At 48.1% G+C, this 15,753-nt stretch carries 11 protein-coding genes; 6 read left to right on the top strand and 5 right to left on the bottom strand.

The window, feature by feature from the left end:
- The first annotated feature begins 62 nt into the window (after positions 1-62).
- Positions 63-1,157, top strand: coding sequence for a hydrogenase formation protein HypD (gene hypD / locus V7Q13_RS08995; RefSeq protein ID WP_333800347.1), 1,095 nt, complete (start codon positions 63-65; stop codon positions 1,155-1,157).
- A gap of 20 nt (positions 1,158-1,177) precedes the next feature.
- On the top strand, positions 1,178-2,224 hold the full coding sequence (hypE, locus tag V7Q13_RS08990) for a hydrogenase expression/formation protein HypE (protein ID WP_333800346.1): 1,047 nt from the start codon (positions 1,178-1,180) through the stop codon (positions 2,222-2,224).
- Here hypE and V7Q13_RS08985 read toward each other — a convergent pair.
- The 4 genes from V7Q13_RS08985 to V7Q13_RS08970 all read right to left on the bottom strand — a co-directional run bounded on the left by V7Q13_RS08985 (position 2,221) and on the right by V7Q13_RS08970 (position 6,944).
- A complete protein-coding gene (locus V7Q13_RS08985) occupies positions 2,221-2,748 on the bottom strand; it encodes a hypothetical protein (protein ID WP_333800345.1) in 528 nt (175 codons plus the stop codon). The two genes, hypE and V7Q13_RS08985, sit on opposite strands and share 4 nt — an antisense overlap.
- Positions 2,749-2,948: 200 nt before the next feature.
- Entirely contained in the window at positions 2,949-3,533 is a 585-nt protein-coding gene (locus V7Q13_RS08980) for a glutathione peroxidase (RefSeq protein WP_333800344.1), read from the bottom strand.
- Positions 3,534-3,721: 188 nt separating this feature from the next.
- Positions 3,722-6,694: an FAD-binding and (Fe-S)-binding domain-containing protein gene (locus V7Q13_RS08975; RefSeq protein ID WP_333800343.1), complete on the bottom strand. Its 2,973-nt coding sequence runs from the start codon at positions 6,692-6,694 to the stop codon at positions 3,722-3,724.
- A gap of 4 nt (positions 6,695-6,698) precedes the next feature.
- A complete protein-coding gene (locus V7Q13_RS08970) occupies positions 6,699-6,944 on the bottom strand; it encodes a hypothetical protein (protein ID WP_333800342.1) in 246 nt (81 codons plus the stop codon).
- Positions 6,945-7,116: 172 nt separating this feature from the next.
- On the opposite strand from V7Q13_RS08970, the gene V7Q13_RS08965 reads away from it, so the two are divergent.
- Positions 7,117-8,025: an OmpA family protein gene (locus V7Q13_RS08965; RefSeq protein WP_333800341.1), complete on the top strand. Its 909-nt coding sequence runs from the start codon at positions 7,117-7,119 to the stop codon at positions 8,023-8,025.
- 411 nt (positions 8,026-8,436) lie between these two features.
- On the opposite strand, the gene V7Q13_RS08960 is transcribed toward V7Q13_RS08965, so the two are convergent.
- A complete protein-coding gene (locus tag V7Q13_RS08960) occupies positions 8,437-9,291 on the bottom strand; it encodes a dienelactone hydrolase family protein (protein WP_333800340.1) in 855 nt (284 codons plus the stop codon).
- Positions 9,292-9,526: 235 nt separating this feature from the next.
- On the opposite strand from V7Q13_RS08960, the gene V7Q13_RS08955 reads away from it, so the two are divergent.
- From V7Q13_RS08955 to V7Q13_RS08945, 3 genes are all read left to right on the top strand, one after another.
- Positions 9,527-10,561 carry a hypothetical protein gene (locus V7Q13_RS08955; protein WP_333800339.1) on the top strand — a complete coding sequence of 345 codons (1,035 nt, stop codon included), beginning with the start codon at positions 9,527-9,529 and terminating at the stop codon, positions 10,559-10,561.
- Positions 10,562-10,590: 29 nt separating this feature from the next.
- Positions 10,591-12,138 carry a hypothetical protein gene (locus V7Q13_RS08950; protein WP_333800338.1) on the top strand — a complete coding sequence of 516 codons (1,548 nt, stop codon included), beginning with the start codon at positions 10,591-10,593 and terminating at the stop codon, positions 12,136-12,138.
- Between the two features lie 139 nt (positions 12,139-12,277).
- Positions 12,278-15,496 (top strand): S41 family peptidase, encoded by a 3,219-nt coding sequence (locus V7Q13_RS08945; protein ID WP_333800337.1) that lies wholly within the window; start codon positions 12,278-12,280, stop codon positions 15,494-15,496.
- Positions 15,497-15,753 lie beyond the last annotated feature (257 nt).

Raw genomic sequence — 15,753 nt, 5'->3', positions numbered from 1 at the left:
CTTGCTCCGCAGGCTTTGTGTCATATTGCAGAGAACAGCCATCTGTATATACGCCTGCCATCATGAAGTATTTATCGGAGTACCGCGACCCGGAGCTGGTCGATCATTTACTGAAAGAAATACATGCCATTGTTACCCGCGACTGGACCATTATGGAAGTATGTGGCGGGCAAACGCATAGCCTGGTGAAAAACGGCATTTTGAACATGTTGCCCGATAAAGTGCACATGGTGCACGGGCCGGGCTGCCCGGTGTGCGTTACGCCGCAAAGCCTCATTGATAAAGCTGTGTATCTGGCCGATGAAGCAGGCGTGATATTGTGCTCTTATGGCGATATGCTGCGGGTGCCCGGCACTAAAAAAAGTTTGCTGGAAGCAAAAGCCGGCGGTGCCGATGTACGTATTTTGTACTCGCCACTGGAAGCGGTAAACATTGCCAAAGACAATCCGGATAAGGAAGTGGTGTTTTTTGCAGTAGGCTTTGAAACCACGGCACCGGCCAATGCGTTGAGTGTGATTCATGCACAAAAGGCAGGCATTAAGAATTACAGCATCTTAACGTCACATGTATTGGTGCCACCGGCTATCGAAGCCATTGTAAATGATCCGGGTAATGTAGTACAGGGCTTTTTGGCCGCAGGCCATGTGTGCACTATTATGGGTATGCAAGAGTATGTGCCCATTGTAGAAAAATACAAACTGCCGATAGTGGTAACGGGCTTTGAACCGGTGGATTTGTTGCAGGGCATTTACATGTTGCTGTTGCAATTGGAAAACGGCGAATACAAACTCGAAAATCAATACAGCCGGGTGGTGAGTGAAGAAGGAAATCCGGCGGCGCAGCAAACCATTGCCGAAGTGTTTGAAGTAAGCGACCGCGAATGGCGGGGCATTGCTACCATTCCGAAAAGTGGGTATGAATTGAAAGCCGACTACAGCCGGTTTGATGCCAATGTAAAATTTCAAATTCCGGATTTGCAATCCATGAAAGACAATGGTTGTATTGCCGGCGAAATATTGCGGGGTAAAAAGAAACCTTTTGAGTGCCCGCAGTTTAGCAAGCAATGCACACCGCTCAATCCATTGGGTGCACCCATGGTGAGTAGCGAAGGTGCCTGTGCTGCTTATTATCATTTCAGCAATATTGCTGTAGTGTAACACACAAATACCTGTTCGTGATGAGTGATACTTTTCAACTCCAATGCCCCATGCCAACATTCGATTTTGATGCCATCAACCTCGGGCATGGCAGTGGTGGTATTCTATCGCAGCGGTTGCTGAACAGTGGCGTGTTTGATGTACTCAAAAACGACAAGCTGAATGAACGCCATGATGGAGCAGTGTTTGAGCTGCCCGGCAAACTGGCTTTTAGTACCGACAGCTATGTGGTGTCGCCCATCATTTTTCCCGGTGGCAATATTGGCGATTTGGCGGTGAATGGCACCGTGAATGATTTGGCCATGTGTGGCGCCAAAGCAAAGTATTTATCGCTGTCGTTCATTTTGGAAGAAGGCCTGCCCATGACCACTTTCTGGCAAATACTCAGCAGTATTAAAACGGCCTGCGATGCAGCAGGCGTACAGGTGGTAACCGGCGATACCAAAGTGGTAGAGCGGGGTAAAGGCGATCAAATTTTTATCAATACATCAGGCATAGGACAGGTGCATGCAAAAGCGGCGCTTGGTTGGTCATCCATTCAGCCCGGAGATGTGGTGCTCATCAATGCACCCATAGCGGCGCATGGCATTGCCATCATGAGTTTGCGTAGAGGTCTCGAGTTTGAAACGAGCATCACCAGCGATACCTGTGCTCTGCATCACACCGTGCTGCAACTGCTGGATGAGTACGGCGATGCCCTTCATTTTTTGCGGGACGCTACCCGTGGCGGTTTGGCCAGTGTGCTCAACGAAATAGCCAAAGACGGCTCGCATGGCATTGAGCTGTTGCAAAAAAATATTCCGGTGGATGAGCAGGTATCGGGTGCCTGCGAAATGCTCGGACTAGACCCATTGTATGTAGCCAACGAAGGCGTATTTGTGCTATTGGCAAAAGCTGATGCGGCAGCAAACATTTTGCGCAGCATGCAATCAAACGGCTGGCCGCAGGCAGCTATTGTAGGCAAGGTAGTAGCCGAACACGCAGGTCAGGTAATTATGCAAAGCAGCATTGGTGGCCGCAGAGTGGTGAACATGCTGCCGGGTGAGCAGCTGCCCCGCATTTGCTAGGGCATGCGTTTGGTTTGTTGTACAAAATCTTTCAATCCATTCAGGTAGATGGCACCTCTTTTTTCTGCTGTATAATCTGCTGCTAGTGAAATAGCTGCTTGAACCGCCAAGCCTAATGCTATGCCATAGAGCATCAATTTATCGGGTTGGTTTTTGAGTAAAAAAATACCAACCAATGCTACCACCAGCAATACAATTTCCGTCCAGCGATAGACCACAAAATTGCGCATCACTTTTTCCATGCGGGGAATTTCCTGTGTGGCAATGGCATCGGGATTAAGATCCATTTTGTATACGATGTCTTTGCGTTGCGCATCGCTGCGGGAGTATACGGTGTAGCCAACCGTCAATTGCAATAAGCCAACAACGATAAGAGGTACGGCTGCGCCTTTATGCAACGGCGTTTTCAGCCAAAACCAAAAGACTACAGCCACTACTATAGCAGTGATGCCGAGCAACACAAAAACAAGGCTTTCTATTTTTTCACCAGTGAAATACGCTTCGGCATCGGCTTTGGTAAACATGCTATTACAATAAAGGGTGATACAATCTGTATGCCTTAAGAGACTGTTTAAAATCCATCCACTGCTATCCCCATGGGTCTTTTTGGCTGCAACTGCGTTGGATTTTTCGCCGTAGGCCTCCAGCTACGACTGCAAAATCCGCCTTGTTTCGCTCAAAAATTACCCGATGGGTATTTCCAGTAATGAAAATTAAACAGTCTCTAAGATAAATGTTTTGTAATGGCAGCATCTAATGGATCTACACCAGCCGGAAAAAATTGAATGAGTTGCCCTTCGGGGCTCACCAGGTATTTGCAAAAATTCCAGGTAGGTATTTGTTTGTTCCAGCCATTTTGTTCGGGTTGTGTGAGCCACTTGTACACGGGTTGCATGCTGCCACCTGTTACGGGTGCTTTTTGCATCAGCGGAAAGCTCACCCCAAAATTCACCTGACAAAATTGAGCAATCTGTGCATCATCGGCTGGCTCTTGACCGCCAAAATCATTAGCCGGAAAACCCAACACCACCAGCTTTTCCGGGTATTGCTGTTGCAATGCTTCCAGCCCGTTGTACTGTGCGGTGTAGCCACATTCGGAAGCAGTGTTCACCAGCAATACATGCTTGCCTTGCAATGTTTGAAATGGCAATGGTTCCAGATTGTTTCGGATGGCTTGCAATGAGTAAAACGATACGGCAGCCGTTTGTTTTTGAGCAGGCGCTGCAGCCGCTGCTTTATTGCCGGTAAGCTTGTGCATGAACATGAGTACAGGGTACAAGCTTTTGAGTAAACGTTGTTTAACGGTCATAGGGGTTCTATTACAATTTATCGTAATAATAATTGAAGATAAGGGTTAGGCAAATTTCTGTTTGTTGGAATAGCAAAGGACTTTGTTCAACCAATGGTATAGCATGATACAAATAGCCCACGGTTGAAACCGTGGGCTATGCATATTGTCTAAATCACTGAACATGGATTCATCCATTTGTCTAACAATTATTGGAAGGCTTCCCACAGCACTTCTATGGGATGCAGGGCTTTGCGGCCCGTGCCATCTTTTACCTGATGGCGGCAGCTGGTGCCGGGTGCGGCTATAATCACTTCTTCCGCGGCCGACCGCACCGCAGGAAACAAGACGAGTTCACCAATCTTCATGCTCAGTTCGTAGTGTTCTTTTTCGTAGCCAAAACTACCCGCCATGCCACAGCAACCGCTGGGTATGGTTTGCACGGTATAGTTGGCCGGCAGCGACAAAACTTTTACGGTAGGTGCTACCGAAGCCACGGCTTTTTGCTGGCAATGGCCATGCAGTTTGATGCTGCGGGGTGCTTGTGTAAACTGCGCTGCTGTGATATTTCCTTTGTCGATTTCTTGTGCTAAAAATTCATCTATCAGCAAGGCATGTTTGGCCAGCTCTTTTGAAGCTGCCAGGTTTTCATCAGTCGCCAAATCGGGATACTCATCGCGGAAGGCAAGGATGGCTGATGGCTCAATGCCAATGAGAGGCGTGTCGGCAGTAACCAGCGGCGACAACATTTCGATGTTCGTATTGGCAATCACTTTGGCTTGTCGCAGCAAACCCTTACTCAGCCAGGTTCTGCCGCTTTCTATGTGTTGCGGAATGATGACTTCATAACCCAGCTTTTCCAACAGCTCAATGGCTTTGATGCCAATGTGCGTGTCGTTGTAGTTGGTGAATTCATCGCAAAACAAATAAACAGTTGGCAGTTGGCGGTTGGCAGTTTGCAGGGCTTCAATCTTCTCCCGACTCCCGACTCCCGACTCCCGTCTTTCCGTCTTCCTGTCTTTCCGTCTTTCATACCATGCTCTCAATGTCTGCTGCTGCAAAGTGGGCATGCTTCTTTCTGTAGCAAAGCCACTAAATTTTTTCACCAGTGTACTAATGCCCGGAGCGGTCATCACAACATTGTAAGCACTGGGCCAAATGGCACCCAGCTTAGCCATGCGGGTAAAGTTGGCAATCATACGACTGCGCAGTGGCACACCGTTGGCATCGTAGTAGTGCTGTAAAAATTCAGCTTTCAACTTGGCTACGTCTACGTTGCTGGGGCATTCGCCTTTGCAACCCTTACAGCTCAGGCACAGGTCCATCACTTCTTTTATTTCCTTGTGGTCGAAGCGGTTGACCTTGTTGCTGTGCGTCAAAAATTCCCGCAGAATATTGGCTCTTGCACGGGTCGTATCTTTTTCATTTCTCGTAGCCATAAACGAGGGACACATGGTGCCGCCGCTCAGGTGTGTTTTGCGGCAATCGCCACTGCCATTGCACTGCTCGGCATGCTGCAGTACATCCTGATTGTGGTAACGGAAAATGGTATTGAACGTTGGCGTTTGCTGCCCCGGCTCATAACGCAGCATGCTGTTCATGCTGGGGGTATCTACAATTTTGTTGGGGTTGAAAATGTTGTGCGGATCCCAGGTGTATTTGAGCTGGCGCAGCAGTGCATAGTTTTTGGCACCAATCATTTGTGGTATGAATTCGCCCCGCAGTCGGCCATCGCCATGCTCGCCACTCAATGAGCCCTTGTATTGTTTTACCAGCGTAGCTATTTCTTCGGCTATGATGCGGAAGAGTTTGTTGCCCTCAGCGGTTTTGAGATTGATGATGGGGCGCAGGTGAATTTCGCCACTACCGGCATGGGCATAGTGCACACTGTACAAGCCGTGCTTTTTCAAAATCACGTTGAAGTCGCGGATGAATTCGGGCAGGTCGTTTACATCCACACTTGTGTCTTCAATTACGGCCACGGCTTTTTCATCGCCGGGCAGGTTGCCCAGCAAACCAAGACCGGCTTTGCGCAGGGCCCATATTTTTTTGCAATCATCGCCATACAACACGGGGAAATGATAGCCCAGTCCTGCAGCCCGCATTTCCGCTTCCATGGCGGCAAAAACGGGGGCAATGTCTTCGCGGTTATTGCGCAATATTTCTACTACCAATATGGCGCCGGGGTCGCCCTGTACAAAAAAGCGGTTTTTGCGCTGCTCAATATTGTCTTTGGTGCATTCGAGTATGTAGTGGTCAATCAGTTCGCTGGCGCTGGGCTGGTATTTCAGCGCAATCAGGTTGGCCCGCAGGCTTTCGTCTACCGAGTTGAAATGAATGCACATCAGTCCGCCTTCTTTGGGTGGCAGGTCGTTTACATGCAGTACAATTTCGGTAATGAAACACAGCGTACCCTCGCTGCCCGCAATGAGGCTGCAGAAATTAAAATCGGGTCCGCCGGCGGTAAAAGGCGCCATGTCTACCAGCAGATCGATGGCATAGCCGGTGTTGCGGCGTTCCACCGTTTTTTTCGGAAACTGGCTGCGTATTTCTTCCTGATGTGCTTCCACACTCAGCATGCTGCGTACCTGTTGGTACACTTTGCCTTCGAGGGTAGGCAGTTCACATTTGGCATGAAAATCATCGAGGCTCAGGGCTTTAAAAACCACTTCGCTGCCATCGCTTAAAAAGCCTTTTACTTCCAGCAAATGCTCCCGGGTGCTTTTGTACACCACGCTGTTGCTACCGCAGCTGTTGTTGCCCACCATGCCACCAATCATGGCCCGGTTGGCGGTGCTGGTTTCGGGGCCAAAAAAAAGGCCGTGGGGTTTTAAAAACATATTGAGCTCATCGCGGATGACGCCAGGCTGCACCCGTACCCAATGTTCGTCTTTGTTCAGTTCCAGTATTTGGGTAAAATGCTTGCTCACATCTACCACAATGCCATTGCCCACCACCTGACCCGCCAGGCTGGTGCCGGCCGTGCGGGGGATGAGCGACGTTTTGTGCTCGTTGGCAAAACGAATGAGTGTTTGCAGGTCTTGGTTGTGTTTGGGGATGGCGACGGCCAGAGGCATTTCGCGGTAGGCCGATGCATCGGTGGCATACAGCACCCGCATGGCCTGATCGGTATATAATTCGCCTTGCAGTTGGGTGGCCAACTGGCGCAATGGTTCAGTCATGGTTCTAGTTTCCTTGTAAAAGAAAATCAGGCAGCACTGCGAATGTAAGACCTGCCGCCGGCATTGCATCCGGTACTGTGGAAGAGCTGCATGCTGTAGGGTTGTTTTTCAAAAACAATCCGTGGATGACAGGTGAAAATAAATAGCCTGAAGGAGCATTGTTCTTTCTTATTTCAAATGAATAAGTCCAAACAGGCCAATCCGTTTTGCCTCTATTTTCCGCAGCATCATTTTTAAAAATTCTTTGCAACTACCGCTTGTTTTGTATGACCAAATACAGCTGCCACATAGCAGGTAATTTTTACATTTGACAGCATGAATATTAACAGGAATTTGCCCGCCGTCAGTGGATTATAGCATTCCTTTACCACTCCACATTTCGTTGCTCACACACCAACTTTTTATAACCGTAAAAAATTGATATGAAGAAATTGATGATGCCGGTAGCAGGCCTCGTGGTATTGCTCAGCAGCTGTGTCAGCAGTAAAAAATTTAAGCAGGCACAAGATGATTACACCGTACTGAATAATAAGTACACACAACTGCAGGAAGACCTGAAGAGTTGCGAAAAAGACCTGGTAAAAGCCAGCAATTTTTTGCAAACATCTGAGAACAACAATGCCAATTTGAAAGAACAACTCAAAACGTATAAGGACCAGGCTTCTAACCTGCAAAGTACAAATACGCAGGTACTGGGCCGCCTCGAAGACCTGAGTGTGCTGAGCAGTAAGCAGGCCGAAAGTGTACAGCAAAGCCTGGCCAAACTGGCCGAGCGGGATATTTACATCAAAGACCTGCAAGGTGCCATGGCCCGAAAGGATAGCCTGAACATGGCGCTGGTGATGAACCTGAAAGGATCACTCGGCCCCATTGCTGACGACGACATCAATATTGAAGTGGACAAGGGTGTAGTGTACATCAACATCAGCGACAAGCTGTTGTTTACCACCGGTAGCTACGATGTAAACCCCAAGGCCATGAATGTGTTGGAGAAAGTAGCCACTGTGCTCAAGAACCAACCCAACATTGAGTTTATGGTAGAAGGCCATACCGATAATGTGCCCATTAAAGGTGGTGCCCTCCGCGATAACTGGGACCTGAGTGTGCTGCGGGCTACTTCAGTGGTACGCACTTTGCAAACCAAATTCGGCATCGACCCCAAGCGGATGACCGCCGGTGGCCGTGCAGAATATGTACCGGTAATGAGCAACAGCAGCGCCAGTGGAAAAGCCGCCAACCGCCGTACCCGCATTGTGGTACTGCCCGAACTCGATCAGTTTTTCCAACTGCTGAACCCCGGCACTACGGCCGAAAAACCAGCAGGCAAATAAGCCTTACGAAAGTGTAGTAATGAAAAGGGCACCGAAATAATTCGGTGCCCTTTTTTGTTGATTTTGAGAAGCTATTCTAGATAAAAAGTTGTCCTTGAATGCTAAACATGAAGTGAGCAAAACGGTATAATAACAAATCACACAGGGGGAGGCGCAGGCCAGGCAATCCCGATTGCTATCGGGAGGCCGGAGGCATCGGGTTTGCCTTGATCCCGATAGCTATCGGGATTCTTTGTACGCAAGCTCCCATTCCGCTTGCCTTTCTTTTTTTCAAGAAAAAGAAAGTAACAATGCTGAACCAACACGCTTTTCAAATGATGAAAGGATTCCTTGCAAAAAATAGATTGGCAGGTAGCTTCCGACATTCAATTCTAGATAGCTAACGGCAGCCGATTTGTGGCAATCGAATTCCTACTTCAAATACTTTTCCCAAAACGCCAACGTACGGCTCCACGAAAGTTTGGCCGCGGCTTCGTTGTAGCGGGCTGCAGAAGTATCGTTGTGAAAAGCATGATTCACGCCTTCGTACATGTATTGTTCATACACTTTGTTGTTGGCTTTCAGGGCATCTTCGTAAGCTTTGGCACCAGCGTTGATGCGTTCGTCCAGCGCCGCATAGTGCAGCTGCACGGCGGCTTGTATGTTGGGCACTTCGCTCAGCTCGGGCTGGCGGCCATAGTATGCTACAGCTGCTTTAAGGGCTGGCACACTCACCGCCAAACTATTGGCCATGGCACCACCCCAGCAAAAGCCTCCGCAACCAATCTTGCCCGTACAATCTTTGCGGCTTTGCAGGTACGGTACGGCACCGGCAAAGTTGAGCACGTTTTGTTTGGCATCCAGTTTGGCAAACAAGCCACGGGCTTCATCTTCATTGGCCGGTGTACCACCCAGCAGCGATAAGCCATCTACCGCTATGGCTACATAACCCGCCTTGGCAGCTCTGCGGGCCACATCTTCGATATGGGCATTGAGGCCGCGGTTTTCATGAATGATAATTACTCCCGGATACTTTCCCTTTTTGTTGGGCTTGGCCAGATAGCCTTTCATGGTGCCGGCGGTTACGGTGTAGGTTACCTGCTCTGTGGCAATGTCTTCGTCGAGCTCTACGGTTTGCGCCATGGCATAGTTGCCTTCCAGCTGTGGCAGTATGGCCAGTGCAGCAGCGGTGCTGCCGGTAAGCATGGCCAGGCGTTTTAAAAATACCGTGCGGCTAAGTGGCTTGTGCGTGTACTCGTCGTACAGGTTGATGATTTGTTGATCCATGGGATTCTTAATTATAGTAATCAGACTCTAAAAATGCGCAATTCTTTTTATGAATCTTGTATTCGTTCGCATACCCGCTACAATGAATAGACGATTGTCAAGACGAAACGCCTGATTATCTGACAAACGCTATTAGAAAATGAAAAGCTGCGTTCAAAAAATCTAATCACTTTTTAAAACAGGTTATGCGGTTGGAGAAAAAATCTGAACTATATTGAAGAAAAATACCTCACTTATGAAATCAATCCTACCCTTAATGATGGCCATCCTTATTGTGTCTACAGCCGAAGCTCGTGTACTTCGCTATGGCTTTGCTGGAAGCAGTTACTATGCCGGAACAGCGGTTACCAATTTTGATTACACTACAGCCAGTGCCTTATTAGCCGCCGCAAACAATGGTGATACTGTTCAAGTGTATCCCGGTGCTCCGCAAGTTACACTTACCAAACGTTTAGTTTTTATTGGAAGTGGCTACTATACCAGTGGAAGTTCAAGTAATACTAACTTACAGGTAGTGCCGCAGGCATCACTCAACGTAATATTGCAAGCTGGCGGCAATGGCTCTGTTTTTATTGCTCTCTTAATAACTACTTCTACACCCACCAGTGCTACAGTTGAAAACATTGTATTTAGAAATTGCAGGTTTAGCACAAGCGGTCTTAGCCTTGGTACCAGCAGTATAGCCCGCAATTGGCAGATACTCCGCTGCGCAGAAGTAGATTTCGGCGGCAGTACAGGTAGCCGTTTCGAAAACCTGATTATTGAAAATTCTTTAATAGAAAACTCCAGCTTCATCAATAATACAAGTACGGGCACTATCACCAACTGTGTATTTAATGGTACCATCAATTTTGCCAATGCAGCAGTAGTAGTAAGAAATAGTGTTTTTACTGTTGCTTCCACAACAACACCTGCAAATTATATTGCTTGCAGTTTTACCAATTGTCTTTTTGAACGTACCGCAGCAAGTTTGCCCGGTCTTACAGGTACAGCTAACCAGTTTTCTATCAATCCTAATGATGTGTTTGTCGCATTTTCAAGCAATCCTAATAATTTGGCATTAGATAATCGCTTTGTACTTAAGCAAAATTCTCCTGCAATAGGTGCTGGTATTGGTGGGGTAGACTGCGGTATTTTTGGCGGACCTAATCCATATAAGTTATCCGGATTGTCTACTGCACCTACCATTTATAAGCTAACATCTTCAAGCCCTCAGGCCTCAGGTTCTACTTATACCATTACATTTTCTGCCCGTAGCAACGGCCAATAAAACACACTTTTTTCCTTCAATTTTTAGCCATGATAAGATATTTATTATTGGCTTGTGTTTGGCTTATGCCCATACGGCAGCTGTCTGCACAATCCAACTTGGTTCAAGCCGAATATTTTATAAACAATGATCCGGGCACAGGTCTTGGCACACCAGTGAGTATAGTACCTGGGAATCATTTGCAAGATGTAAACTTTCAGGTCAATACCGCTTCACTGCCCACGGGCATTCATTATTTATACCTGAGAGTAAAAGACGCTAACGGAGTTTGGAGTCATGCCGGACAATGGATTTTTGCAAGACCCTTTGCAGGTGCACCCGTGCTTCCTGCCTTGCCAGCTGCGGAAAATATTGTACAGGCAGAATATTTTATCAATAACGATCCGGGCATAGGTTTGGCAACGCAAATACCTGTGGTAAGCGCCTTAAACCTACAGGATATAAACGTTACTGTAAATACTGAACCGCTACCAACCGGCATCCATTATTTGTACCTGAGAGTTCGCACAGCCAATGGATTGTGGAGCCATGCAGGGCAGTGGATTTTTGCAAGGCCCTTTGCTGGGGCGCCCATTCTACCTGCACAGCCTGTAGCTACTTCTGTTAGCAAGGCGGAATACTATATAGACAATGATCCTGGTTTGGGCTTGGGTAAACCTGTGGTGTTACCCCCATCTCAAGTACAATTGGCAGATTGGTTGATAGATGTAAATGTGACAGGGCTTAGCACCGGAGGCCATTTTTTATACTTGCGTACACAAGATGCCAATGGCGTTTGGAGCCATTTAGGTAAATGGGATTTTGGGGTAACTGCTGCTGCCGCGGCGCCTGCAATCAATATCAATAGCTTATTGAATACGCCTCAATTTTGTGCAGCAGATAGTTTATACCTGAGTTTTGATGCTTCGGGTCAGTATAACGCTGGCAACATCTTTCAGGTACAATTAAGCGATGCCAACGGAAGCTTTGCAAATCCTGTCCAAATGTTTGCTGTTTCTGGTACTACAAGTAGCATTTTAGGTATGCGATTACCCAGCCAGGTGCCTGACGGTACAGGGTATAAAGTGAGGGTACTAAGTACGAATCCATCAGTGACAGGACAAGCAAGTAGTCAAACTTTATTGATAAGAAACAGACCCTACCTCGGACCAGATACACTTGCAGCAATTGTTTGTTTAGGTGAAATCGTAAACCTCAATCCTTTATACAATACCACCGGCCTTACAGCCCAATGGAATACATCCAATACAGTGACGGCCCCACAAGGCATATATCAGTTGATAGCCACAAATTCATTTGGATGTAAAGACACGGCAGTGGCAACCGTAGGCCAGGAAATAAACCTGTGGAGCGGAGCATCTGATAACAATTGGCACAATCCTGCCAATTGGAGCCGTAATAGAGTGCCGGGAGAAAAAACCCATGTAATTGTGAACACCGCAACAAATTCACCGGTAATATCACAGGCTGATGCCCAGGCTGCAAGTATACAAATTCGAAACAATAGAAACATTCAATTGAGCAACAACCGAAAACTTACCATCACTGCCAAGTGCACAACACTGCCTACACAATAATAATAATGATATTTAGAGGTTTCCTCTTTTGGGCGTAGGAATGATTTCCTACGCCTTCTTATTGATAAAAAAGGCATACCAATAATCTCAGCGTCTAATAAATAGCTTCCGTATTTTCAACGCCCCATTTCTTAAAATTATGATTCGCAAAAAATTCATTGCATCCGCTTTATTCTTGACTGCAGGTATGGCAGCATTTGCTCAGCAAGCAGTTCCTTCATGGCTTCGCTATCCTTCCATCAGCCCCGATGGCAGCAGCATCGTTTTTACCTACAAAGGCGATTTGTACAAAGTACCTGCCAGCGGTGGTACCGCTTCGCTGCTCACCATGCACGAAGCCCACGACTACAATGCCATCTGGAGCCCCGATGGCAAATACATTGCTTTTGCCAGCGACCGCTATGGCAACTTTGATGTGTTTGTAATGCCCGCCACCGGTGGCGAAGCCAAGCGCCTCACCTTCCACAGTGCCGGCGAAGTGCCATTTTCTTTTACGCCCGATGGCAAAAACATTTTGTTTGGTGCCGCCCGTATGGATGCTGCCGGCAACCGACAGTTTCCTACCGGTAGCATGCCCGAGTTGTACAGCGTGTCGGTCAATGGTGGCCGGGTGCAACAGGTACTCACTACACCGGCAGAAGATGTGAAATACAGTGCGGATGGCAAACGCATTTTTTACCACGATAAAAAGGGCGGCGAAAACACCTGGCGCAAACACCATACCAGTGCCATTGCCCGTGATATCTGGATGTACGACGTAACCACGGGCACACACAAACGCCTCACCGGTTTTGCCGGCGAAGACCGTAGCCCCGTGCTGGCCGATGGCGATAAAACCGTGTATTACCTCAGCGAAGCCAGCGGTAGTTTCAACGTGTACAAGATGAATGCGGATGGCAGCAATGCAACAGCTGTTACCAATTTTAAAACGCACCCTGTCCGCTTTTTAAGTGCGGCTAATAATGGTACGCTTTGCTTTGGGTACGATGGACAGCTGTACACGCATGCCAATGGTAAGACCAACAAACTCAACATCAGCATTGTGGCCGATGCCCGCAGCACCAATGAAAAGACTGTGGCAGTAGGTGGCGGTGTAGGCGGTATGAAAGTATCGCCCAATGGTAAAGAAGTAGCATACCTCTTTCGGGGCGATGTGTTTGTAAGCAATGCCGATGGCAGTGGCACCAAGCAGGTAACCAAAACAGCAGAAGCCGAAGAAGACATCAGCTGGCACAGCGATGGCCGCATGCTGGTGTACAGCAGCGAACGCAATGGCAAGTGGAGCATTTACAAAAGTGAAATCGTTCGTAAGGAAGAGCCCTATTTCTATGCCAGCACGCTGGTAAAAGAAACGGTGCTGCTAACGGGCGATAAAAGTGTACTCAACCCCGACATGAGCCCCAACGGCAAAGAGCTGGCCTACGTAGAAAACTACAACACCCTCAAAGTGCTGAACCTCGCCAGCAATCAGAGCCGCACTTTGGTAACCCAAAAAGAATGGCTGAGCTGGGGCGATGGTGGCCATGGTGTAAGCTGGAGCCCCGATAGCAAATGGTTGCTGGTGAGCTTTTCGGAGCAAACCATTGGCAATGGCGAGATTGGCATTTTGAGTGCTGATGGCAAGCAAAAAATCAAGAACATTACCCAAAGCGGTTTTGGCGATAGCGGCCCCAAGTGGATGATGAATGGTAAGATGATGCTGTGGTTTAGCGACCGCGATGGCTTGGCTGCTAAGGCCAACAGTGGCGGTGCCCAGCGGGATGCTTACGGCTTGTTTTTTACACAAGATGCCTGGGACAATTTTAAGCTGAGCAAAGACGAAGCCGCATTGGCCAAAGAGCTGAAAGAGAAAGCCGAAAAAGCCGATACTACTAAAAAAGCAAAGCCCGCCAAAGACAGCGTCATGATTGATTGGGCTGGCTTGGACATGCGCAAAGCCCGCCTTACCATTCACAGCAGTAGCATGAGCGATGCCTTGGTAGACAATGCTGGTGAAAACCTGTATTACCTCACCCGTTTTGAGCGGGGTGTAAACCTGTGGAGCACCAACCTGCGTACCCGCGAAACCAAAATACTGGCGCCACTGGGTGCCAACGGTGCGGGCAATATGCAGTGGGATAAAGAAGGCAAAAAAATATACCTGCAAACCGATGGTGGCATTGCCAAAATAGACCCTGCCAGCGGCAAGGTTGACCGCATTGGCATTGGTGGCGAAATGCTGCTGGATGTGGCGGCAGAACGCCAGATTATGTTTGAGCATGTAGTGCGTCGTACGGCAGATATTTTTTACAAGCAAGGCTTTCATGGTATTGATTGGAACAGCATGAGTGCAGCCTACCGCAAGCAACTGCCACACGTGGGCAATGGTTACGAGTTTAGCGAACTGCTGAGCGAACTGCTGGGCGAACTCAACGTGAGCCATTGTGGTAGCAGTTACTCTTCCATGGCGGCCATGGCAGATGCCACCGCTTCATTGGGTGTGTTTTACGATTATCAGCACAAAGGCAATGGCGTTAAAATTGAAGAAGTGATTGCCGGTGGTCCGTTGGATAAGGCGGGTTTCAATATTGCAGCGGGTACCATCATCGAAAGCATTGATGGCGAAACCATCACTGCCGATAAAGACCTGGCGCAATACCTCAACCGCAAAGCGGGTAAAAATGTGCTGTTGGTATTGAACGAAAATGGTAAAAGCCGTGAGCTGGTGGTAAAGCCCATTAGCACGGGCGAAGAAAACGGCCTGTTGTACAAGCGTTGGGTAAAACGCAATGCCGATGAAGTAGACCGCCTCAGCAACGGGCAGTTGGGCTACATTCATGTACCCGGCATGAACGATGGTGCCTACCGTACCGCTATTGAAGAAGCCATGGGTAAATATGCCGGCCGCAAAGCCCTGGTGGTAGATACCCGCAACAATGGCGGTGGCGATTTGGTGGCCGACCTTACTATGTGGTTGAGCGGCAAACGGTTTATGGAATACAGCAACGACAAAGAAGTGTCTAACTACGAACCTACTTTCCGTTGGAACAAACCCAGCATCAGCCTGGCCAATGAGGCCAACTACAGCGATGGTCATTGCTATGCATTTGCTTACAAATACCTACAGCTGGGCAAGCTGGTGGGCATGCCGGTACCAGGTACTTGCTCCTTTGCCGGTTGGGAAATGCTGCAAGACGGACAAACCCGCTGGGGTACCGTACCCATGGGCGTTCGCATGATGGATGGCAGTGGTAAATATTTGGAGAACTTCCAAACCGAACCCGACATCAAACTGATGAACGAATACACGCAGGTAAACAAAGGCAAAGACCAGCAGCTGGAAGCAGCGGTTGCAGAGTTGATGAAGGAAGTGAAATAAATATTTGCCTATGCAATAAAAAAATGCCACCTGTTGAGGTGGCATTTTTTTTATGAGCAGCAGCCTGAAACACAAGCCACAAAAAAAGAGCCTATCAAATAAAGCACCGATAACCAACTCGGGATTAATGAAAGGCTCAGGTACAAAAGTAAGCAAGGTAATGAATACGCAGGGCGACTTTTTTCAACGCAAAGGCGCAAAGCCGCGAAGGCGTTTTTACCGCAGGGAAAGGAGGAGCGGAGAATTGAGTTGTGTCC

The sequence above is a fragment of the Phnomibacter sp. genome (assembly GCF_036803085.1).
In the GTDB taxonomy this organism is placed as follows: Bacteria; Bacteroidota; Bacteroidia; order Chitinophagales; family Chitinophagaceae; genus Phnomibacter.
Note: the sequence above shows the minus strand (reverse complement) of the source record. Positions and strands in the feature narration are given on the sequence as shown.

What these genes read in the sequence shown, in the direction of transcription:
- V7Q13_RS08985 (WP_333800345.1), bottom strand. Translation starts at nt 2,748, where the DNA reads ATGTTTACCAAAGCCGATGCCGAAGCGTATTTCACTGGTGAAAAAATA.
- V7Q13_RS08975 (WP_333800343.1), bottom strand. Translation starts at nt 6,694, where the DNA reads ATGACTGAACCATTGCGCCAGTTGGCCACCCAACTGCAAGGCGAATTA.
- V7Q13_RS08950 (WP_333800338.1), top strand. Translation starts at nt 10,591, where the DNA reads ATGATAAGATATTTATTATTGGCTTGTGTTTGGCTTATGCCCATACGG.
- V7Q13_RS08960 (WP_333800340.1), bottom strand. Translation starts at nt 9,291, where the DNA reads ATGGATCAACAAATCATCAACCTGTACGACGAGTACACGCACAAGCCA.
- V7Q13_RS08965 (WP_333800341.1), top strand. Translation starts at nt 7,117, where the DNA reads ATGAAGAAATTGATGATGCCGGTAGCAGGCCTCGTGGTATTGCTCAGC.
- hypD (WP_333800347.1), top strand. Translation starts at nt 63, where the DNA reads ATGAAGTATTTATCGGAGTACCGCGACCCGGAGCTGGTCGATCATTTA.
- hypE (WP_333800346.1), top strand. Translation starts at nt 1,178, where the DNA reads ATGAGTGATACTTTTCAACTCCAATGCCCCATGCCAACATTCGATTTT.
- V7Q13_RS08955 (WP_333800339.1), top strand. Translation starts at nt 9,527, where the DNA reads ATGAAATCAATCCTACCCTTAATGATGGCCATCCTTATTGTGTCTACA.
- V7Q13_RS08945 (WP_333800337.1), top strand. Translation starts at nt 12,278, where the DNA reads ATGATTCGCAAAAAATTCATTGCATCCGCTTTATTCTTGACTGCAGGT.
- V7Q13_RS08980 (WP_333800344.1), bottom strand. Translation starts at nt 3,533, where the DNA reads ATGACCGTTAAACAACGTTTACTCAAAAGCTTGTACCCTGTACTCATG.